The organism is Methanolobus sp. WCC1 (assembly GCF_045690315.1).
Classification (GTDB): Archaea; Halobacteriota; Methanosarcinia; order Methanosarcinales; family Methanosarcinaceae; genus Methanolobus; species Methanolobus tindarius.
Map to the genome: position 1 here is coordinate 2,958,448 of NZ_CP146979.1, position 21,937 is coordinate 2,980,384.

Below are 21,937 nucleotides of genomic sequence, written 5' to 3' on the forward strand. Positions count from 1 at the left end.
TCATTCCTCCTTGCTGCTCTCTAAGACATACATTAGATCGTTATCCTTGAAATGTTTGAGTTTTTCAGGATTCAGTATCTTACCAATAATATTGGTGTTTCCAAATCTCTCACCTGTCGGACCAAAAAGGTCATCATCAGCTAATTTTACACCTATCATTCCGGCTCTCTTTGCAGCCTGGTTTGTAACACCTATCTCACCTGCAATTGTCTTGGACGGAGTGTTTTCCGGGAAAATCTCCTTATAAGATTCTGCAGGCTTTTCAGCCTTGAAAATATAGGTATTTTCGTAAGTCATCATTACCGGAAGCTCGCCAACCGGATTATACTGCAGACCCACTGCATGCCTGAAGAAATCAAGAGTCTTTGGAGCAAGATCATCATAAAGTTCGATCTCTACAAGCATCTCAGGATCAACACCCTGTACTGTTACTTTCTTTTCATCCAGAATCTCAATTGTGGTTGATGGAGACTGTTTTACAATAAACCCATCATCACCGGTATAGCCTTCCCTTGTAAGTTCAATTCCCTGCTCTGACATTTCAGCTTCTGCTTCCGCATTAGTCATTCCAAGAAGCATTACCTGGTCCGGAACTGATTCAAGCATGACCTTCTGGCCTTTTTCTGCAATCCTTGCAAGTTCGATTCCCTGCACAACATGACCTATCACAGAATGCATGATAGATGAAGTGCGGGCGTCGGTTGAAATGAAAAGTTTTCCGGCACCGTATCCCACGGTCCTTACAAATACCGAACCAGTGGATCTTGCCTCGAAATTCTCATAGGTTACAAGTTCACCCTGGAAACGATGATCGGATATAAATGAAGTTGAAAGATAATCAATATGGAAAGTTCCATCCCTTGTTACTGAGAAGAAGAACTCTGCACCTTCGGGAGCAAGAGGGTCTATCTCAATCTTAATATAAGTAAAAATGCGATAACCGTCTTCAAGTTTTGTTGAAAGATCTGTAGTAGAGATGTGTTCTCCAACTTTTTCCCATTCAACAACCGGTTCGACAGATAATATTCTGTCTCCTCTATCAAGATCAGAAATTACATGTTTTCCACTTATTAGTCTTGCAAACACACCTTCCTCTGGTGCGCCATATTCTGCTGAGTGACGTGTTTTGCTTACAATAATGTGAGTGTTTGCAGCATCGCCACCACCTGCACCAAAAAGCAGTGTGAACCGTTCCATATCGGATTTTTCACGTGACGGTTCCATGTCAGTGCTGAAAGGACCAAATGCAAGTACGTCTTTGTTTGTCCAGCGCACAGGAAGTTCTGTAAGCTCTTTAAAAATGGAAATCCAGCGTTTGGAAGAAGGAGAAGATTCATCGATGAGCTCTATTTTGAACTCACCTTTAGAAGTCTTCACAAGATATTCTTTTGAAGCCTGTGACTTCTGATCTTCCTTCTCAATAAGTATACCAATTGCTGTACCCTTTTTATAGGGGGCGTTTGACACCTTGATGGCGTCCTCAAGAGTTGAACTTTCGGGTAATTTAAGTTCCTGTCCGTTAATCTCTACCGTTATTTCGCCACTCGTGCCAAACTCCTCCGTGTATATCTAAAATATCATGTTTCTGCTGCTTCCATACGCTCTTCTTCGGTAAGCTCTGCCAGAACGGTCTTTGGATCACCGACACTGACTATCTTGCCATGCCTCATAAGAGCTACGCGGTCACATATCTCTTCCAGGAAGTCCATATCGTGAGATACGATCACGAATGTATCACCCATTTTCTCACGTGCTTCCAGAATAGATTTTGTAACCTCTTTCTTTGTGAACGGGTCCATTGTTCCCGTTGGTTCATCCATTATAATGATATTAGGTTCCTTCATCAGGATCTGGGCAAGTGCAACCCTGTGCCTTTCACCTTCACTAATCTCATCTGACATCTTTGATAATATAGATTTTGCCTTCTCCTCAGTAAATCCGGTTGCAATCAGTGTGTTGATGGCCTTTCTGACAGCAAGCTCGTATGGAAGGTCAATACCTATGGATTCAGTAAGGTTGTCGATGATAGTCCTGTGAATGTAAAGACCATATTCCTGGTGCAGTATTCCCATGTACTTGACAGCACGACCCCTGCATTCAGGACCCGGTTTTCTCATGTCGACCCATTCCTCACCAACGCGTACCTGTACATCACCGCTGGTTGGGGACACAATGCCCATTAGTACTTCAGATGTTGTTGTCTTTCCGGCACCACTTGTACCTGCAAGACCGAATATTTCTCCTTCTTTTACATCAAAGGAGATATCATTAACGGCGTAAACAACACCCCTGCTTACGGAAATATATTTCTTGACAAGGTTGTCCACTTTAATAAGCGGGTCACCTACAGGAACATCACATTTCTTTTCAATAGTGCAGATCATCTGCATGAAGTCTTTAGCAACTTCGGAAGGTTCACCTTCCTTTACAATTGCACCATCTTCAAGAATAATAGCCTTGTCTGCAAGGTCTTCAACTACTTCTGACCAGTGGGAAGTAATGACCATTGTCATGTTGTAGTCTTTTACTGCCTTTGCAATAACATCATGGACCACATCAGCAGTCCTTGGGTCAAGTGTACCGGTTGGCTCGTCTGCAATGAGAAGCATTGGGTCTCTTACAAGCTGACGGGCGAGTACTACTCTCTGCTTTTCTCCCCCACTAAGATCACGTGCCACGTGCATCATACGGTGTGAGAGCTGAACCTTTTCCAGTAACTCCACCGCGCGGGAAACAGCAGTTTCACTGTTAACACCGACCTCTGTAAGTGAGTTTACCACATTGGTAATAACCCTGTCATCACCATAAAGCGCGAAAGTACGCTGGAGCATGATAGCAATCCTTTTGGTGATCTCACGTCTGTCACCATCGTGTAAGGAAAGTTTAATGAAATCAGCTTCGAAAGGTTTGAGAGTTTCACCACATTCAGGACACTGCTGTCCCGCTTTGCTTGGCGGCTCCATGTGTCCGCACTTCTCGCATCTTGCAAGATGGTATATTACTTCTCCACTAATGCCTTCGTACTCTTCAACACCACGCAGGACGTGCATCAATACTGTTTTACCAGAACCACTTCTACCGAGGATTCCGAGAACTTCTCCCTCGTTTATGGTTAGATTTATATCTTTGAGAACTTTGACACCATCAAATTCAAGTGTCAGGTTTTTGACTTCAATGAATAATGCCATTTGATTTCCTCCGCCCAGGGGTGCATAGGAGTCCTGTTTCACTAATAATGATATGCATATCTACTCAAATTACTTAACGGTTTTGCAGACTACATACAAAACTAGCTCTGCTGGAACCCATGCAGACCTGATAACAAGTTTTTAGCGTCTTTTTTAAAGAATTACTGTTGGATTATTGAACTCAATACATAAACATAACGCATCTGCTTCGCGGTGTTAACTTCTAAAAAAGGGATACACATGTTGATTTTATGAAGTGACGTAACCATCCACATTCTTTATAATGTTCACTACATCAATGATATTGCCTATGATAATGTCTGCAGAATCCTTCAACACCTGGGGGCGTTCATCTCCCTGCTGCGACGTAAGGATTCCAATATCAGCAGCCCTCAATGCAAGTATATCGTTCATTCCGTCGCCCACCATGACAACAATATCGTGATTATTTTTCAGGTTTCTCACAATACGTTCTTTATCATGTGTTGTGGCAACTGCAAAAACATCTTTCATGGGGATTGAGAGTGAAGACGCAAGTACCTGAAGATTTTGGGAGTCGTCTCCTGAAGCTATGAAAATATCAACACCAAGTTCTCTTACAGTCCGAATGGTTTCCAGGGTACTGGAATACATTTTTCCACCGGTGCTAAGAACATAAGGAATCAGACTCTCCTGAGAATCCACAACAAGACCTGCTGCCAGATATGAAATCTCAGGACAACGTCCTTTTACGTGAGAAACTACGTCATAGATGTCTTTGATTTTCACAGTATTGTCACGAATTATACTGTAAACATCTTCAAGCTCAAAAGGACTGCTTGAACAGCTTATTCCCAGAGGAACATCATACATCTCAATGAATTCCCTGAGCTCAAGGTCGGGTGAACATTGCCACAAATCATCAAAGCGGGTGCGCATAACCACAAGTGCCCTGTTAGCTTTTTCAGCAACAAGAAGAGTTGTCTGTATGTCTTCCAGCACAGAGCCATCGCTCATGTCCTTTGCAACACGATACATATGCAACAGTGTCCCGGCACTGTCAAAGACAACAGCAACACGTTTTTTCATAAATTGTGATAGGACTTATCAAATATACGTTTACTCCTTTGCTGCAAATTCACAGCAATACTGACTGCCAAATAACTAATAAGCAAACAGAAACAATTTCAGAATACCAATGAGCAGAACGAACCTGATCATAAAAATACTCATAGTTACTGTCTTGCTGGCTCTTGCTTTTGAGGATATGCGACATACAGATTATAACGAACCTGTTATAGTGTCACAACCGTGGGACCACAGCCCCATTACAGTTTACATTGACGACACCGATTTACCGGAGCATTACAGCCCCAGTTACAGGGAAGACGTACTGAATGCCCTTGCATACTGGGAAAATGGAGGAAACGGACAGCTTGATTACCAGCCCGAATTCCAGGTTGTTGAAGTAGATAATGCTGACATATTGATTATGTGGGTAGATAATCTAGAAAAGGATGCAGGTTCAGCAAATGGAATCGCAGGATTTACAAGACCATACATCGCAAACGGTCAATATGAAAGAGTGGATATTGTCCTTGAAACCGGAAACTATGAAGGTTATGCATGGAGACAATACGGCGACAGTTCCATGGAAGATATAGCCGCACATGAACTTGGACACGCACTTGGACTTGGGCACAGTGACGACAGAAATGACATTATGTACCCAAAATATGACCGCCGTGAAAATCTTAATCCACTGCTCTTCAATTCTACTCGTTATGTGCTTCTGGCTCTGTTGATCGGAGCAGCGATTTTAGTTTCATATCACGGAACAGGATGGCTTCGCTATAAGAAACAGAGAAAAAAGCTTGAAGATGATGTATTCAGAGATACTGGCAGAGGAAGATAAAAATGAGTGACATGACCATCTTTCAAGCCATACTGAGATATTTTGGCGGAGAGATAATTGATTTTTCAGATTATGAAGTTGACCTTTCAGGGCTCACTCAATTCCAGCGTGAAGTCCTTGAAGAAGTCAGAAAAATACCCTATGGAGAAACAGTAACGTATCGGGAACTGGCGTGCAGAGTTGGAAGAGAAGGGGCGGCCAGAGCTGTTGGCTCTGCTGTTGCCAAAAATCCTTATCCAATAATCATACCCTGCCACCGTGTAGTTTCGTCTTCCGGCATTGGAGGGTTTTGTGGTGAGACCTGTGGAGAAAAGGTCGAGCTTAAAAGACAAATGCTTGAAATGGAATCGAACTGCAAAAGAAAATAAATGATGAAAAAGATAATATGTATTGATGGTGGGGAAAAAGAGAAACATATGGGGAAAAATATGTACGGATGGACTGGAAGAACAGTTATCGTAGATCTGGGCAACAACTCAGTAACAGAAACTAAAACTGAAAAAAATTATGTTGAACAATTTATAGGTGGACGTGGTCTTGCATGCAGGCTTATGCAGGATTTTGCCGACCCTGAACTTGACCCGCTGAGCCCTGAAAACCCCCTTATAATCACAACCGGACCACTCACAGGAACCTCTGTCCCGATGTCCGGACATTTTTCTATCACATGTAAGTCTCCGCTTACGTCAACATTATTCAGCACAAATGTGGGTGGCTATTTTGGAGCCGAGCTCAAATTTGCAGGCATTGATGCCCTTGTGATAACAGGCAAAGCTGAAAAACCGGTGTATATCAAAATCTTTGACGAAGAAGTGGAAATATTGCCTGCGGAACATCTCTGGGGAAAAAATACTGCTGAAACAACTAATCTTCTTGAGGAAAAAGGAAAGGTTGCCTGTATAGGCAAAGCCGGTGAAACGTTAGTCAGTATGGCAAACATCGTTAATGATCACATATATTCAAGCGGCCGTGGCGGGCATGGTGCCATTGCAGGTTCAAAGAATCTCAAAGCTATCGTTGTCAAAGGCACTAATAAAATAGAAGTTGCAAAGCCTGATGAGTTTGAAAAAGGTATAGAAAAAGCAAAGAAACTTCTGACTGCAAGCCCTCCTGCTTCCAAGGGACTTAAAAAGTACGGCAGTTCCGTGATTATTGACCTTCTGGACTATATGGGAACTTTGCCAGCCATGAACTTCCGTGAAAAGAAGTTCCAGAATTCAGAGAAGCTTTCAGGAGAAGAGCTAAACAATACATTCCATTTAAAAGAGGCACCATGCTACGCCTGCCCCATTGGCTGCAAACGAACAGACCCGGATGGAAAGCCTGTGCCGGATTATGATTCAATATGGGCATTCGGACCGAACATCGGAAATGATGACATTATACTTGTCAGGGAACTTGACAGCCTCTGTCTAGATTATGGACTGGACCCCATTTCAGTAGGATCTGCAATCGCAGCCTACATGGAAATTAAGCCATGGATCACAATGGATGAAGTCAAAGAAATTGCCACAGAAATTGGAGAAGGAACACATTACGTTTGCAAAGGTACCCATGATTACCTGCAGTCTATTGGAAAAGAAGAGTGTGACACTGCAGTGAAAGGTCTTGAGATTCCGGGATATGACCCCAGGGAAATAAAAGGAATGGCAATTGCTTATGCGACATCAAACACAGGTGGCTCTCATCTAAGCGCATTTATGGTTGGCCCGGAGATAATGGGCAAACCCATGCTTCTGGAGAGAGACAAATTTGATGGAAAAGCTGCTCTTGTACTATATTTCCAGGACCTTACGGCTGTTATTGATTCACTGGTTCTGTGTCCGTTTACAATGCTTGCGGTAGGAGAGGTTGATTTTGCCGCTCTGCTGAATAATCTTACCGGTGAGAACTATTCTGCTGAAGAACTGCTCAAGGCAGGTGAAAGAATATTCAACATGGAAAGGATGTTCAACCTGAAAGCAGGAATTAAATCAAAAGACGATACACTTCCCGATATTTTCTTTGATGATGGTGACATTGACAAAAACGAGTTTGAAAAGACTATTCTGGACTATTACCATTTCAGAGGATGGAATGTTGAGGGTATACCGGAAGAAGAGAAACTAAAAGAACTCGACATTTGTGAAGAAAAAGATAGAAAAGATAGTTCTGCAGAATGAAGAGGATATAAATACATATATATTAGATTCCTCTATTATTACCTCCGATTAATGCGGAATCAAAGGTTAAGTTCATATATAGCATTAAGAATTATACCCTTATACCTTTTAAGCTCATAACTAATTGTTACGATTATGGAGGATTTTAAGTGAAAATACAAGTTGAAATTAAAGAACTCAAAGAGGGTAAGTACGTCATTGTAGATGACGAACCCTGTGTCATTAAAAGCATATCCAAATCAAAACCAGGAAAACACGGTTCAGCAAAGGCAAGAATCGATGTAATCGGACTTTTTGACGGACAGAAGAGGTCAATTATCGGTCCGGTATCTGACAAGACATACGTCCCTGTTGTCGAAAGAAAGAACGCACAGGTACTATCACTTTCAGGTAATATTGCACAGCTCATGGACATGGGCGACTTCTCAACATTCGAAATGACTGTTCCTGAGGAATACAAGGAGAGAATCGTTGAGGGAGAAGAGGTTTCCTACCTCACCGCAATGGGCAAGATGAAGTTCGATCTCAGATGATCGAACCCTAACTTTTCTTATCTTTTTTTAATTTCTGAATTTATGTTCTACAAACCTGATATGATGGATGCGTTTGCAGACTATGATTCTGCAAAGTATGTTATATTCGGTGTCCCTTTTGATGCTACATCCTCATTCAGGCCTGGAAGTCGCTGGGCTCCTGATGCAATGAGAAAAGCCTCAGTGAATTTTGAAACCTATAACCAGCATTTTGACATTGATTTTGAAGACCTGCTAATACACGATATCGGAAACCTTGAGCCTTATTCTTCAGTTGACGAAACACTTGAGGATCTTTACCATGCAGTCAGGCCAATTGTAAAAGACGGTAAGATTCCTATTATGATGGGAGGAGAACACTCACTTACCTATCCCTGTGTTAAAGCATGTGCAGAGGAAGCAGGAGAAGAAATTGGCTTTGTGGTACTGGACGCACATTTTGACCTCCGGGAAGAGTACGGAGGTATCAGGAATAACCATGCATGTGTTTCAAGGCACGTTCGCGATGATATCACAGACACCTACGTGACAATAGGTGTTCGCAGCGGACCAAAGGAAGAATGGGTCTATGCCAAAGAAAATGGCATCAAATACTACACTGCAGACGATGTCCGTGAAACTGGAATTAAACAGGTCATTTCAGAAGTCAAGGAATACCTCGGTTGTAAGAAAATCTACCTTTCACTTGATATGGATGCAATTGACCCCGCGTATGCACCCGGTCTTGGCACACCTGAACCTTTCGGACTGACAGATATCGATGTTCGCGAAGTTATACGTGCACTTGCACCAATTTCTATTGGTTTTGATGTTATGGAAATTGCTCCGGAATATGATAACGGGATAAGCGCACTTCTGGGAACGAAACTTCTCAGGGAATTCATTGCTGCTCACGCTGCAAGTGAGAAATAAATCCTGCATAAGACATGGCATGAATTCATGCCTTTGAACTCATTTTTACTATCAATTCCGGTGGTCCAGTGAAGATTTCAATAAGGAATGCTGAAAAAGAGGATATTGAAGGAATAATGTGTGTTGAGCATGACTCATTCCATCCCAATATCACCGAAAACAGTGACAATTTCCTTGAAAGAATCGAAGTATTCCAGAAAGGATTTCTTGTAATGCTAATTGACGGGGAAATCGCAGGATATATTTCTTCTGAACTCTGGAATTATTCAAAGAACATCGGCACTGAAAAATTCGTTCTTGGCCACAGCATTACTGAAACTCACAAAAATGACGGGAAAGAACTTTACATATCTTCCATCGGAGTTCTGGAAAAATATCGTGGAAGTGGTTATGGAAATACTCTTTTCTCAGAACTTGTAAGCAGAATTTGCAGCAAATATGAAATATCAAGCATTGTCCTTATTGTATCAGAAAACTGGCATGCTGCAAAAAGAATCTATGAAAAAAGTGGATTCCACGAAATTCAGATAATAAAATGCTTTTTTGATGACGATGAAAAGTCAGATGCAATCGTCATGAGAAAACAAATATGAATTTCAAAATTAAAAGTAAAATTACAATTTTTGTGGAATTGTAAAAGTAACTGTGGTTCCTTCTCCAACCTTACTTACAAGAGAAATCTTACCACCATGCATTTCAACAAGTCCTTTTACAAGAGAAAGACCGATGCCTACGCCACTGTATCTGCGTGCGTGTGACCAGTCAAGCTGGACAAATGGTTCAAAAAATATTTCCTGCTTATCTTCCAAAATACCGATGCCGGTATCAATTACCTGAACACGAATATCATTGCCGGCATCTTCAAAAATGATTTTTACAGATCCTCCTTCCCTATTGAATTTAATGGCATTTTCAATCAAATTATGAAGAATAGCATTGAATTTAGAGTCATCTGCAAAGATACATTCAAGACCCGTCCCGATCTCAAATTCAATCATAACGTTCTTTTTGGAAGCCATTGGACGAAATATATTTTCAAGTTCAACGACCATTGGCTTCAAATCAAAATTTATAATATCGAGTTCGCAGTTTCCAGCTTCAATCTCTGCAACATATATCAAAGAGTTTACTGTTTCAAGAAGGTTAGAACCTGCTTCATTAATCCGGCAAAAATATTTTAGTTGTTCTTCGTTTAATTTATCAGAGAGCTCATTTAACAATACATCAGTATAACCAATTATTATATCAAGAGGAGTGCGCAGCTCATGGCTGATATTAGCCAAAAATTCACTTTTTGAATTTGAAGCGTGTTCTGCAAGTACTTTTGCATCCATTAACATTTTCTCAGAAAGATTGCGCACAGTTGTATCCACACAAAGTGCCAGAAGTTTATTGCCATTCAGCATTACCGCTTCTATCTGCATATAGAAATCAGTACCATCCTTTTTTGTGAATAAAAACTCACCAGAAGCTTCACCTTCTGTCTCCACCCTCAAAAAATAATCTGTAGTTTCAGACATAGATTCTTGATTACATAGATCAAGGATGTTCATACCCATGAGTTCTTCAGCAGAATATTCTGTATGAGAACATGCAGCTGGATTCACATCAAGAACCATACCAAATATATCAGTTACAAAAATAGGATGTGGTGAATTGTCAACATATGTACGGTATTTTTCCTCACTTCTCTTAAGACGTTGCTGAGATGTTCGTATATCGGTTATATCAAGCACACTGCTAATGTAATATGGAACATCTTTACTATTGTAGACGATATCTACGTGAACCAAAGCATGCACAAAGTATCCGGACTTGTGAATGTATCTTTTTTCGATCTCAAATGAATCAATATCCCCGTCAAGCATTTTTTTTAGCATTTTAGCTTCGGTTTCACTCTCATCAGGGTATGTGATATCCATAGATTTTATTGAGAGAAGTTCTTCCTGTGTATAACCTACGATCTCACAAAAACGGGCGTTTACTTTCAGGAGATCTCCTTCCATGGTCGTATAGAAAATACCTACTGCCGATTGTTGAGAAGTATCTTTGAAAAGAGAATCATCATCACAATAAAAGGATTCAGGTTCATGAATAGCAAAATTGGATTTTTGTACCTGATTTTTTGCCTGACTTGAAAACAATTTTTTTTGGCTCTGTCCCTTGCTGATAAGAGCTTCCAGATAGGAAATTGTAGTATCCATATAAAATGGCTCTTCTAAATAACCATCTGCTCCTGACTCAATGAGTCTCGCTTTATCTTCAATAGAGAAATCAGAATCAACAAATACCAATGGTATAAAGTAATATTTGCCGGAGAACTTTACCTGCTGAGATATCTGATAAGCGTCCTGTTTACAGGAAGATACATCAATTGCAATAAGGTCTGGTATTAATGTATCAAGTTCTGCCATAATGGAATTACATGGATTTACTTCAACCACATCGAAATATTTTTTAATAATATTAGTGAATGAGCTTCTTTTATCAGACCCATTCCTGATATTAAATATTACATGTTTCAAAGAAATATCAGTCCATATAAAATTATAATAAAGAACAAGTATGTTTTATGTATAGAACATATATAAAAATGCAATTGAAAGCTGATATTATATGACATTATTTAAAAAAATGGTTCTCTTTAACATCGTGTGGGTAAACGAAGTTTACCCGCCATCAAGAATATCATTGTATTCCTACACTTCTCAGTCTTCAATCCATATGATCTCTTAAAAGCAGTTTTAATTTTGTTGTTCAATCCTTCAACAACACCGTTGCTGATACCTTGTTTGATTGATTCCAATATCCCATGAGAATTTCTTTTAATCATCTTGGCCAATGTGATAATTTCCTTGATGTTGCTATGTGTTCCCCAATAATGCCATTTGTCAAGATATTCCCTCGCTACCTCTATATTTTTTATATCCCACAGACGTTGAAGTCCAAGCTTAAATCTGTAAGCTTTTGCTGTTTTAGTATCCAAATCTTTGATTGATCGAATCTTAGCTATTTCCCGATCCGATAGATTTTCAGGATTTTTCAACCACATGAATCTCGTTTTACCCAGATCTTTATTTGTTTGATACTCCTTTCTTCGAACCTTATCAATTGCATCATTCATCATTTTGACAATATGGAACTTATCGTAAACGATCTTAGCATTTGGGAAATATTCCCTTGCTCCACCCCTAAAAGCAGGATACATGTCCATTGAAATATACTTGATATTATCAGGGTCTATTTTTCTGGAAAGAACTTCCCTGAAGTTCTTGAAAACACTTCTTTTCTTTCCATTTTCAATATGAATTACTCTTGATTGATTTAGATCATAGAACAAGGTCACATAGCTGTGACCTTTTTTGACAGATATTTCATCTACTCCAATAGTATCTAACTCAGAGAGATCCATCTTTGCTCTGGCTTCTTCAACATAATGAGCTAGAATTATCCATACAGAATTTTCATGAATATTGATCAATTCAGCAATTGAAGAAACACTCATTTCTTTGGACATTGCAACGATTAGTGCTTCGAAAAATAATGTAAATCCAGTATTTTGTCTTGTCCATGGAACTTCTACAAGTTTTACATCATCTCCATCACACTTTGTTCGGGGAACTCGTGCATGAATGTATGTTTCATGATGGAAGAAATCAAGGTGTCTCCATACTTTTTCTTTGGTATCATGGAGATCACACAGTTTGTTGCAAACTGGGCAAGGGAACTTCGTTCCCTTGGTAAAATCTAGATAAATATCCATTCTTTTCTTAGAAACATTAAGATCAATGTCTTTCACATACCATGGAGGGGTTATTCCCAGAGCCATTTGAATCAAGAGTTTATCGTCCATCCAATATGGATTGGATGAACAGAATATTAAATTACCCACTCAATGTTGAGGAGATCCATTTTTTATATGCTAATTGCATTTTTATCTATGAAGTATTTCATAAAGTATTCTCAGTGGGTTCAGGGAACAGACAATGACTGATATTGATAAACGAAGTCTGAGTGAAAGAGATATCTGTACAAAGTATATCACTCCTGCAATTAAAAAGGCAGGCTGGAATTTGCATACTCAGGTACGTGAAGAAGTTTTTCTCACAAATGGCAGAGTTATTGTCGATGGCCAAACTGTTTCCCGTGGAACAAGAAAACGTGCGGATTATGTTCTTTACTATAAGCCAAACATCCCTCTGGCTATAATTGAAGCTAAGAAAAATGAATATGAAGTTGGAAAAGGGATGCAACAGGCACTTGATTATACTCAGATGATGGATTTGCCTTTTGCTTTTAGTTCCAATGGGGATGCTTTTCTTTTTCATGATCTTTCAGGAAACTCGGAGTTTGTAGAAAAAGAACTTTCATTGGACAGTTTTCCATCTCCTGATGAATTATGGGATTCTTACTGTAAATGGAAGAATATTGACGAGATTAAAGGTGTTTCAATTGATCAGGATTATTATTCCGATTTCAGCGGTAAAACTCCGCGCTATTATCAAGTGAATGCAATAAACAAAACCATAGAAGCTATATCCAAAGGGCAAAACCGTATTCTACTTGTTATGGCCACTGGGACTGGAAAGACATATACTGCATTTCATATTATCTGGAGATTATGGAAATCGAAAGCAAAAAGGCGAATCCTTTTCCTTGTTGATAGAGATGTTCTTGCCAATCAGGCTAAAACTAAAGATTTCAAGCCTTTTGGCAATGCTATGACAAGAATCGAAAAACGACAGGTGGATACATCCTATGAGATTTATCTTTCCCTTTATCAGGCTGTAACGGGTAGTGAAGAGGAAAAGAACATCTACAAGCAGTTTTCAAAGGATTTTTTTGATCTTATTGTTGTAGATGAATGTCACCGTGGAAGTGCTGATGAAAATTCAGCATGGAGGGAGATTCTGGAGTATTTTGATTCTGCAACTCAGATCGGAATGACGGCCACACCAAAGGAAACCAAGACTGTTTCTAATATTGAGTATTTTGGTGAGCCGATTTACACTTATTCTCTAAAACAGGGTATTGAGGACGGTTTTCTTGCTCCTTACAAGGTCATTCGTATTGATCTTGATAAAGACTTACAGGGATGGAGACCTGAAAAGGGACAATTAGATAAGTATGGCAGGGAAATTGAAGACCGGATATATAATCAGAAGGACTTTGACAGGGAAATTGTTCTGGAAAAGAGGACTGAGATCGTTGCCCGGAAGGTTACAGAGTTCCTTAAAGCTACAAATCGTTATGATAAGACCATTGTTTTCTGTGAGAACATTTCTCATGCTGAAAGAATGAGGCAGGCTATTATTAATGAAAATCCTGATCTTGTGGATGAAAGTAAGTATGTGATGAGGATTACTGGAGATGAGAAGAAAGGTAAAAACGAACTTGATAATTTCATCCTTCCTGAAAGTAAATATCCTGTAATTGCCACGACTTCTAAGCTTCTTGGGACTGGGGTTGATGTACAAACCTGCAAGCTCATTGTGCTTGATAAGAGAATCCAGTCAATGACAGAATTTAAGCAGATAATTGGTCGTGGAACCCGTATCCATGAGGAATACGATAAGCTCTTTTTCACGATTATGGATTTCAAGAAGGCTACGGAATTATTTGCTGACCCTGATTTTGATGGTGAACCGGTTGATATTTTTGAAGGAAAGGCAGATGTTCCTCTAAAACCTGATCTGCCGGGGCAGAAGATTAAGCCCTATAAAGTTTCCGATGTAGGAGTTTCAATTGTTGCTGAAAGGGTTCAATATTATGGTTCTGATGGTAAATTGATAACTGAATCCATTAAAGATTATACACGTAAGACACTGCTTGATGAATTTGAATCTCTTGATATGTTCCTGAAGTATTGGAGTGAAAGTGGCAAGAAGATGGCAATTATTCAGGAATTAGAAGACAAAGGATTAATGCTGAATGCTCTTGCAGAGGAAGTTGGAAGGGAATATGATCCTTTTGATCTTATCTGTCATGTGGTTTTTGACAGGCCGCCACTGAGCCGAAAGGAGAGGGCGAGCAATGTTAAGAAAAACGGGTATTTTGAGAAATACGGAGATAAAGCCCGTGCTGTTTTGAATGCTCTTCTGGATAAGTATGCGGATGAAGGGATTAGAAACCTTGAGGATATGGATGTTCTGAGGGTGAAACCGTTAAATGAGCTTGGAACTCCTATTGAAATTGTGAAGCTGTTTGGGGGCAAGCAGAAGTTTTTTGAAGCGGTTGCGGATATGGAAACGCAATTATACATGGCTGAAGCTTAATGTAGTAAGCGCGGGATGAAGGTAAAACGATGTCTATCAGTACCACTATTAAAAGTATTCAGGATATAATGCGAAAAGACGCTGGTGTGGACGGAGACGCACAGCGTATAAGTCAGCTTGTCTGGATGATTTTCCTTAAGATTTATGATGACAGGGAAGAAGAATATGAGTTGATTGAGGATGGCTATGAGTCTCCTGTCCCTGAGCGTCTGAGGTGGAGAAACTGGGCGAAGGATCCGGAGGGAATTACGGGGGAGGAACTTCTTGATTTTGTGAACAATGACCTTTTCAAGACGCTGAAAGAGCTTCAGTTCACGCCTGATTCTGATCCACGTGGTTTTGTGGTTCGTGATGTTTTTGAGGATTCCTATAACTACATGAAGAATGGTACATTGATACGTCAGGTTATCAATAAGATAAACGATATTGATTTCAATAGTTCTGATGACAGGCACCTTTTCGGAGATGTTTACGAGAAGATTCTTAAGGATCTGCAAAGTGCGGGAAATGCCGGAGAATTCTACACACCCCGTGCTGTTACTGAGTTTATGGTGCAGATGGTCGACCCGAAAATCGGAGAGAGCATTCTTGACCCTGCATGTGGAACTGGTGGTTTTCTTACTTCTTCCATTGACCATCTGAGAAAGCAGGTTAAGATGGTTGAAGATGAAGAAGCTCTGCAAAAATCCATTCATGGTGTTGAGAAAAAGCCACTTCCGCACCTTTTATGTGTTACTAATATGATGCTGCATGGCGTTAAGAATCCCTCACAGATAAAGAGGGATAATTCCCTTGCCAGACCTCTGAGAGATTACAAGCCATCTGACAGGGTGGATGTGATAATCACCAATCCGCCATTCGGAGGTACAGAGGAAGATGGAATTGAATCCGGTTTTCCGGGTTCTTATCAGACAAGGGAAACTGCTGACCTTTTCCTTGTTCTTATCACTCACTTGCTCAAGAAAGACGGACGTGGTGCAATAGTTCTCCCAGACGGTACGCTGTTTGGTGAAGGTGTTAAGACCCGCATCAAGGAGAAACTGCTTGAAGAGTGCAACCTGCACACTATTGTACGCCTGCCAAATGGTGTTTTCAATCCCTACACAGGCATCAAGACAAACCTGCTCTTCTTCACAAAAGGTGAGCCAACCAAAGAGATATGGTACTACGAGCACCCATACCCCGATGGCTACAAGTCATATTCCAAGACTAAACCCATGCGAATACAGGAGTTCAAACCCGAAAAAACATGGTGGGAAAACCGCGAGGAAACTGAGTTTGCCTGGAAGGTCACTATAGATGAGATAAAAGCCAACAACTACAATCTCGATATCAAAAACCCTCACGTCACAGACATCGACCACGGCGACCCTGAAGAACTCCTTGCAGACTACAAAGCCCTTCTCTCAGAGATCGAAGATACCCGCAACTCCCTGAAAGCAGAACTCATGTCAGCCCTTGAGGGAAAGAACGCATGAACTCCTATTCCTTTTTTGAAAATTTCTCCCTGCTTGCAGAAACTCCCAACGGCATCCCGAAGTTGCGTGAAATGATCCTGCAAATGGCAGTTCAGGGTAAACTCGCACCGCAGAATCCTGATGATGGGCCTGCGGAAGTTTTATCTGAAAGACTCCATCATAAAAAATTACAAAGAAAAATGACGGAACATGATTTGGATGATGTCTTTTTCATGCGACATATACCAGAAAATTGGTTGATTTGTAGTTTAGATGAGATTCTAGATGTTCAGAATGGACATGCTTTCAAGTCAAGTCTATTTTCGGAATCAGAGGACGGAGTTCCATTAATTCGTATCCGGGATTTAAACCAAAAACAAACAACTGTAAGATACACTGGCGAGTATGATGATGAGTACTTAGTATATCCTGGAGATTATCTAATAGGGATGGATGGTAAATTTGAAATTCATAAATGGCAAGGTCAAGTTGCACTTTTGAATCAGCGAGTATGTCGCCTTATTAATCTGTCTGATGATATCGAACCTGATTATATTCTTTATATTTTGCAAGATAAATTGGATCGAATTCATTCTAGTACTTCTTATGTAACTGTAAAACATCTGTCCTCAAAGAAGATAAAATCTATCTCTATTCCACTTCCTCCCCTCGAAGAACAAAAACGTATCGTAACTAAAGTCGACCAGCTCATGGAACTCTGCGACCAGCTTGAATCCCTGCAACAAAAAAAGCATGAAAACCGTGTTAATCTCAACAACGCAGCCCTCAACAAGATGCTTGATGCCGGCAGCCCGGGGGAGTTTGCAGAAAACTGGCGGCTCGTATGTGATAATTTCGGGTTACTGTATGATAATCTGGAAAACGTGGAGAAACTGAGGCAGGCTATTTTGCAGCTTGCGGTGATGGGGAAGCTTGTGGAGCAGGATGATGAGGATGAGCCTGCTGAGGTTTTGTTGGAGAAGATTAGGGATGAGAAAGAGAGATTGGTGAAGGAAAAGAAGATTAAGAAATCCAAAGTCTCACCGATTGTTGAGGGACATGAAATACCCTACCAAGTTCCAAATAACTGGAGGTGGACACGAGCAGATGTTCTTTCAGAGATTATAGAATATGGTACTTCACATAAAGCATCAACAAACGATTCAGATGTTCCTGTTTTAAGAATGAACAATATCAATCAAGGAAAAATCTCATATGACAACTTAAAGTATGTTCCAAATGAAATTAAAGACCTTCCTCGCTTATTCTTAAAAAACAATGATCTTCTTTTCAATAGAACTAACAGTTATGAATTGGTTGGAAAAACTGGTATATTCAAAGGAAATGACAAGGAATACACTTTTGCTTCATACTTAATACGAATGTCTTTGCTTTATGATTATGTGAACCCTGATTTTGTTAATAATGCTATGAACGCTGAATACTTCCGAAAAACACAAATTGAACCGGAGATCACGCAACAATGTGGACAAGCAAACTTTAACGGTACAAAATTGAAACATTCTTTAATACCACTCCCACCCCTCGCAGAACAAAAACGCATCGTAGCCAAAGTTGACCAACTAATGGAACTCTGCGACCGGCTTGAATCTGACATAAGGCAGGCGCAGGAGGATGGGGAGAGGTTGATGGAAGCTGTGGTTAATGGGCTTTTAACCTGACATTTTATTTTTACATAGCAAATCATCAGAAAATCTAGTATAGATTATGATAACATGAATATTAAAGAAAGAACTGATACGATTGAGTTTTTCATTGATAGTTCCAGATATCACTACAATATTTTGGAACATAAATTATCAATGGAGAATAAGCCAGAGGTTGATGAATCTGGGCTTAGGAATATAGTTGGAAAAGGTGGAATGGAAGTTCGTATTCCTGTGGCTATTTCATATGAAAAAGGAGCTGCTGTGGAATTGTATGAATTCTACTCTTTTATCAGTTCTGTCATGGCTTCAATTAATGGAATGGTTGACTTAAAATGCAGAATTGTTGATGGTTATAATGAAGAGCGTTCATTCTCTTTTGGTCAATATATGAATAAAAAAGCTCGTGAAAAATTACCGGATTTCCAGGATTCTCTGATTCATGAATTAATTCTCCAAAATTCAGAATGGATAGATGAAATAAAAGAAGTAAGAAATACAATTCAGCACAAGCCAATACAAACCTTTTTCCAGGCAAATCTGGTTTTCAAAGCACAAATTGAAGGTCAAGAACAATTTAATGATGAGAGTCATGTAAAAATGTTTGTCCCTTTAATGCATGAAGAACCAAAAGAAGTCGTTCAATTTTGTAGTGATGTTTTAGTTAAGTTAGAACAGCTCTGGCAAGTGTTTAAAGATGAAATTCCATCATGTCAGGAAAACACAAACAATTCTTAAAACTCCCAGCCTTCATTTGTTATCAGGTCTAAAAGCTGGATGCAGGGGATATTGTAATGGGTGCAGACCTGTGGGATCTTTGTCTTTTTTGACCTTTTGCCGTTGTAGCGTTCCTGGGTTACAATAACCACTTCAGGGCAGTCGAAGAGGGATTTTTGTGGGCCATCTGTTATTTCAAGAGCCATAGCGATAAGAAAAGGATCGGCTTGTTCGTGGTCATCGTTTGGGTCGATAAGTTTTGGGAACTCGCTGAGAATGTCTATAACTCTGAGGTACATGTCCGAAGAATCACGGAATAAAATCTGGCTGTGGATTTTCGCCCAATCTGTAAGTTCATCATCCTGACGTTCCAGTTCACTAAGGACAATATCAGGTGCAGCAATTCGGTGATGATGAATAAGTTCCTCGAACTTTCTCCAGAAAGAAGGGAAAATGGACATGGGATAATTTCTACCCATATCGATCAATGAAGAGGTATCAATAACATAAAAAACACTCCTCTCCATACTATCCACAACTCACGTTTTATTTTGATTCGGTTAACTCTTTCATATGTCTTGTTTTGACATCCAGATAATTCAGAGCTTCACTGCTTGTTATGTAACCAGCCTGTGAATTTTCAAGAACCAGCGAAACGAATGAATCTCCTTTCTCACGGCGTGCCTTCTTTGCCGAAGATTCGCCCACACCACCATTTTTGCTTTCATCTTCACCATTTGATTCAGCAGCCTGAAGTTTGTTAATCTCAAACCTGTATTCTTTCTGGGATATCAGACCAAGAGCGACCAGCCGGGTTAAAGTGGTTGAAAGACTCACTTTATACCGTCTTGCTATCTTGCCATAGTTTTCCATTCCAAACTTAGCAAAATCAGCTTCAATAACATTTGCCGGGAGTAAAAAAGAAGCCGCAAAACAATTACACCACGCTTCAATCTTTTCTCTCTCACCTTTTTCGGCAACACCAATCTCCCCTTCATGCGGAATACACATAGCAGGCTTATTTAGCAGAATATGTGCATATTCATGAAGAAGTGAAAATAAGCGGGCTTGAATAATATCTGAGGAATTAACAACAATAGCAAATGGTTTAATATCCATCAGTGTGAATCCTCTGAAATCGTCCAAATCAGCAGAAAGCTGGAATACAAGTATATTCTGATGTTCAATGATCTCTCTCAGAATATTGAACGCATCATAGGGATTTTTCCATTTGCGCTGTACCTCAAGAGTTATGTTCATTCTTTCTCTTACAACGGAAGAAACAATTTCCGGGTCATCTTTCAGATTTGCAAATTCTACATCTGCATCCGCGTTCTGCCGAAGATTCTCCATAAGCTCGGCACTTTCAGTCTGCATATTACGAGCTTTCCTGATAGCAAAAAGGCTCTTCTTTGATAAACTGTATGAACCATCAGGCAGTTTTCTGTAATCTGTTGGGAGTGCCTGTTTCTCTCCCGGTTCAGACAACAGGAAAGCCGCCAGAGGTCTTTTGTATTCTTTAGCCAGAACCTTCAGATTATCAATAGTTGGAGACTTTTTTCCACTTTCCCAATCCTCAACCTGATTCACAGATACCTCTAACTTGTCACTAATATCTCCGTAAGTCCATCCTGAACTTTCTCTTAACCAGCGGAAAACTTCCGGGTTAACAGGTATCTGTTTATCGTATTTGAGCATCGAGAGTCCCTATTTTATAAAATGTCGTTATTAGTAAATGAATTTAAGTGCAATTCCGGTCTGAGATTGATGAGCTTATAGTTATATTTTTTGAATTAGTCCCAACTTTTATATAAAAGTATGTTATTGATTTTAATCATCAAACCAACAACACCGCAATTACCCCGGCCAAAAAAACTCCATCAAAAGTCCCAGCGCCGCCAATACTGACCACAGGCGCACCCAGCTTTGTGATTGCGCGCATATTCAGCAGGTCGGCTCCTATCAGAGTACCTAAAGTGCCGCTGATGTAGGCTACTGCGAAGATGAGGTCATGCTGGATGCCAGTGGTGTAGACCACAACAATGGAGCTCAAAGCAGCTGCAACCGGTGGCAGGAGTGCGGGAGAAACGATTCCCACACCTTTAACAGGTCTTGCAACCGATTTTGTGATGATGGCAACCATCAGGGTTGCGTAGAGAACATAAACTGAAGAATCCGGGAAAAGTCCAAGCAGGTAGACCGAAACAATAGTTGGTATCAGGGCACCGCCTACGTTGATAGCTACTGTTGTCCTGGTTTTGTGAGTTTCCTTGAAAGGCACCCGATATGAAACTCCAAAAATCTTCACATATTTGTTATTCTCAATCGGGACTTCAGTTTCAAGAGTTCTGAGAGGGATATTGATACTGCTTCCAATAAGGGATGCGAGAAGCAGGATAAGAGCATCGTTCCATGAGAATCCGATTTTGCTGAAAGCGCTGCTAACCAGCCCGTAAAAGAGCACGGAAATACTAAACGCCAGCACAAAGGCTAATATGATGGTGAAAACCAATTTTAAAGGATTATAGAATATCCGATGCCTCATAGCATAGTGTCCTAATTATCAGTATATACTTTTTGTGGGTCTTGATTACAAAAGCAAAAGATATTCAAAGGCAAATAAAAGATCAGGTAAATCCTGTGATCGCCTTAGAACCAGTGAAATTCTCCTTACTGATAGCATCCTCATTAAACACATCTTCACTAATCAGGATAGGAGCATCATTTCGGAGTGCAATTGCGATACAATCACTTGGTCTTGCATCGAATTCCATCCTGTTTCCTTCTTTAATCAAGGTCATTCTGGCATAATAGATATTGTCCTTTTTCTCATCTATCAGTATTCTCTCAACCTCGGCCTCTAGTCTTGAAAGCACAGAAACAATAAGATCATGTGTCATGGGTCTTGGCATCGTCTCATTCTTCAAAACCGAATTGATAGACAGGGCTTCAGACTGCCCGATATGAATCGGCATAATCATTCCATCATCATCCTCAAGCATCACAGCAGGCACAGCTCGCCCAAAGATGTTGATCATGTAAACTCCCTTTACGGTAACTTCCTTAATATTGGTTGCAGCGTCCATGTTATTTACAACAGCCTTCCCTTTTAGCAATATATCCCTAATTCCA

At 40.1% G+C, this 21,937-nt stretch carries 19 protein-coding genes; 10 read left to right on the plus strand and 9 right to left on the minus strand.

The window, feature by feature from the left end:
- The 3 genes from V7O61_RS14070 to V7O61_RS14080 all read right to left on the minus strand — a co-directional run bounded on the left by V7O61_RS14070 (position 1) and on the right by V7O61_RS14080 (position 4,256).
- The gene (locus V7O61_RS14070; RefSeq protein ID WP_407347496.1) at positions 1-1,569 is read right to left on the minus strand and encodes a methanogenesis marker 3 protein; all 1,569 of its coding nucleotides are present in this window, start codon (positions 1,567-1,569) and stop codon (positions 1-3) included.
- 8 nt (positions 1,570-1,577) lie between these two features.
- A complete protein-coding gene (gene atwA / locus V7O61_RS14075) occupies positions 1,578-3,188 on the minus strand; it encodes a methyl coenzyme M reductase system, component A2 (RefSeq protein ID WP_023845351.1) in 1,611 nt (536 codons plus the stop codon).
- A gap of 249 nt (positions 3,189-3,437) precedes the next feature.
- Positions 3,438-4,256 (minus strand): HAD family hydrolase, encoded by an 819-nt coding sequence (locus V7O61_RS14080; protein ID WP_288069671.1) that lies wholly within the window; start codon positions 4,254-4,256, stop codon positions 3,438-3,440.
- 109 nt (positions 4,257-4,365) lie between these two features.
- Between V7O61_RS14080 and V7O61_RS14085 the strand changes: the two genes are divergently transcribed.
- The 6 genes from V7O61_RS14085 to V7O61_RS14110 all read left to right on the plus strand — a co-directional run bounded on the left by V7O61_RS14085 (position 4,366) and on the right by V7O61_RS14110 (position 9,282).
- A complete protein-coding gene (locus tag V7O61_RS14085; protein ID WP_407283265.1) occupies positions 4,366-5,082 on the plus strand; it encodes a matrixin family metalloprotease in 717 nt (238 codons plus the stop codon).
- A gap of 2 nt (positions 5,083-5,084) precedes the next feature.
- Positions 5,085-5,450, plus strand: a complete 366-nt coding sequence (locus V7O61_RS14090; RefSeq protein ID WP_288069674.1) for a methylated-DNA--[protein]-cysteine S-methyltransferase — start codon at positions 5,085-5,087, stop codon at positions 5,448-5,450.
- Complete coding sequence (locus tag V7O61_RS14095; protein ID WP_407283264.1) at positions 5,451-7,244, plus strand: aldehyde ferredoxin oxidoreductase family protein; 1,794 nt, start codon at positions 5,451-5,453, stop codon at positions 7,242-7,244.
- Between the two features lie 149 nt (positions 7,245-7,393).
- Positions 7,394-7,777 (plus strand): translation initiation factor IF-5A, encoded by a 384-nt coding sequence (locus V7O61_RS14100; RefSeq protein WP_023845346.1) that lies wholly within the window; start codon positions 7,394-7,396, stop codon positions 7,775-7,777.
- Between the two features lie 42 nt (positions 7,778-7,819).
- On the plus strand, positions 7,820-8,689 hold the full coding sequence (speB, locus tag V7O61_RS14105; RefSeq protein WP_023845345.1) for an agmatinase: 870 nt from the start codon (positions 7,820-7,822) through the stop codon (positions 8,687-8,689).
- Positions 8,690-8,757: 68 nt separating this feature from the next.
- Positions 8,758-9,282 carry a GNAT family N-acetyltransferase gene (locus tag V7O61_RS14110; protein WP_407283263.1) on the plus strand — a complete coding sequence of 175 codons (525 nt, stop codon included), beginning with the start codon at positions 8,758-8,760 and terminating at the stop codon, positions 9,280-9,282.
- A gap of 21 nt (positions 9,283-9,303) precedes the next feature.
- On the opposite strand, the gene V7O61_RS14115 is transcribed toward V7O61_RS14110, so the two are convergent.
- Entirely contained in the window at positions 9,304-11,133 is a 1,830-nt protein-coding gene (locus V7O61_RS14115; protein ID WP_407283262.1) for a PAS domain S-box protein, read from the minus strand.
- A 200-nt stretch (positions 11,134-11,333) separates the two neighbouring features.
- Positions 11,334-12,542: an ISL3 family transposase gene (locus V7O61_RS14120; RefSeq protein ID WP_023843742.1), complete on the minus strand. Its 1,209-nt coding sequence runs from the start codon at positions 12,540-12,542 to the stop codon at positions 11,334-11,336.
- Positions 12,543-12,675: 133 nt separating this feature from the next.
- Between V7O61_RS14120 and hsdR the strand changes: the two genes are divergently transcribed.
- From hsdR to V7O61_RS14140, 4 genes are read left to right on the plus strand one after another with little or no spacing between them, the layout of a single operon-like run.
- On the plus strand, positions 12,676-14,964 hold the full coding sequence (gene hsdR, locus V7O61_RS14125; protein WP_407283261.1) for an EcoAI/FtnUII family type I restriction enzme subunit R: 2,289 nt from the start codon (positions 12,676-12,678) through the stop codon (positions 14,962-14,964).
- Between the two features lie 29 nt (positions 14,965-14,993).
- The gene (locus V7O61_RS14130; protein ID WP_407283260.1) at positions 14,994-16,442 is read left to right on the plus strand and encodes an N-6 DNA methylase; all 1,449 of its coding nucleotides are present in this window, start codon (positions 14,994-14,996) and stop codon (positions 16,440-16,442) included.
- Positions 16,439-18,103: a restriction endonuclease subunit S gene (locus tag V7O61_RS14135; protein ID WP_407283259.1), complete on the plus strand. Its 1,665-nt coding sequence runs from the start codon at positions 16,439-16,441 to the stop codon at positions 18,101-18,103. Before V7O61_RS14130 ends, V7O61_RS14135 begins: the two co-directional genes overlap by 4 nt.
- A gap of 54 nt (positions 18,104-18,157) precedes the next feature.
- Complete coding sequence (locus V7O61_RS14140) at positions 18,158-18,826, plus strand: hypothetical protein (protein WP_407283258.1); 669 nt, start codon at positions 18,158-18,160, stop codon at positions 18,824-18,826.
- Here V7O61_RS14140 and V7O61_RS14145 read toward each other — a convergent pair.
- From V7O61_RS14145 to V7O61_RS14160, 4 genes are all read right to left on the minus strand, one after another.
- Positions 18,823-19,332, minus strand: coding sequence for a DUF4411 family protein (locus V7O61_RS14145; RefSeq protein WP_407283257.1), 510 nt, complete (start codon positions 19,330-19,332; stop codon positions 18,823-18,825). The two genes, V7O61_RS14140 and V7O61_RS14145, sit on opposite strands and share 4 nt — an antisense overlap.
- A gap of 19 nt (positions 19,333-19,351) precedes the next feature.
- The gene (locus V7O61_RS14150) at positions 19,352-20,503 is read right to left on the minus strand and encodes an XRE family transcriptional regulator (RefSeq protein WP_407283256.1); all 1,152 of its coding nucleotides are present in this window, start codon (positions 20,501-20,503) and stop codon (positions 19,352-19,354) included.
- Between the two features lie 139 nt (positions 20,504-20,642).
- On the minus strand, positions 20,643-21,350 hold the full coding sequence (locus V7O61_RS14155) for a DUF1614 domain-containing protein (RefSeq protein WP_407283255.1): 708 nt from the start codon (positions 21,348-21,350) through the stop codon (positions 20,643-20,645).
- Positions 21,351-21,432: 82 nt separating this feature from the next.
- The gene (locus V7O61_RS14160) at positions 21,433-21,921 is read right to left on the minus strand and encodes a bifunctional nuclease family protein (RefSeq protein WP_407283254.1); all 489 of its coding nucleotides are present in this window, start codon (positions 21,919-21,921) and stop codon (positions 21,433-21,435) included.
- Positions 21,922-21,937: the final 16 nt, after the last annotated feature.

Bases quoted from the DNA above. Each gene is read 5' to 3' on its own strand.
- atwA (WP_023845351.1), bottom strand. From the start codon at position 3,188: ATGGCATTATTCATTGAAGTCAAAAACCTGACACTTGAATTTGATGGT.
- V7O61_RS14080 (WP_288069671.1), bottom strand. From the start codon at position 4,256: ATGAAAAAACGTGTTGCTGTTGTCTTTGACAGTGCCGGGACACTGTTG.
- V7O61_RS14085 (WP_407283265.1), top strand. From the start codon at position 4,366: ATGAGCAGAACGAACCTGATCATAAAAATACTCATAGTTACTGTCTTG.
- V7O61_RS14090 (WP_288069674.1), top strand. From the start codon at position 5,085: ATGAGTGACATGACCATCTTTCAAGCCATACTGAGATATTTTGGCGGA.
- V7O61_RS14095 (WP_407283264.1), top strand. From the start codon at position 5,451: ATGATGAAAAAGATAATATGTATTGATGGTGGGGAAAAAGAGAAACAT.
- speB (WP_023845345.1), top strand. From the start codon at position 7,820: ATGTTCTACAAACCTGATATGATGGATGCGTTTGCAGACTATGATTCT.
- V7O61_RS14120 (WP_023843742.1), bottom strand. From the start codon at position 12,542: ATGGACGATAAACTCTTGATTCAAATGGCTCTGGGAATAACCCCTCCA.
- hsdR (WP_407283261.1), top strand. From the start codon at position 12,676: ATGACTGATATTGATAAACGAAGTCTGAGTGAAAGAGATATCTGTACA.
- V7O61_RS14130 (WP_407283260.1), top strand. From the start codon at position 14,994: ATGTCTATCAGTACCACTATTAAAAGTATTCAGGATATAATGCGAAAA.
- V7O61_RS14135 (WP_407283259.1), top strand. From the start codon at position 16,439: ATGAACTCCTATTCCTTTTTTGAAAATTTCTCCCTGCTTGCAGAAACT.
- V7O61_RS14140 (WP_407283258.1), top strand. From the start codon at position 18,158: ATGAATATTAAAGAAAGAACTGATACGATTGAGTTTTTCATTGATAGT.
- V7O61_RS14145 (WP_407283257.1), bottom strand. From the start codon at position 19,332: ATGGAGAGGAGTGTTTTTTATGTTATTGATACCTCTTCATTGATCGAT.
- V7O61_RS14150 (WP_407283256.1), bottom strand. From the start codon at position 20,503: ATGCTCAAATACGATAAACAGATACCTGTTAACCCGGAAGTTTTCCGC.
- V7O61_RS14155 (WP_407283255.1), bottom strand. From the start codon at position 21,350: ATGAGGCATCGGATATTCTATAATCCTTTAAAATTGGTTTTCACCATC.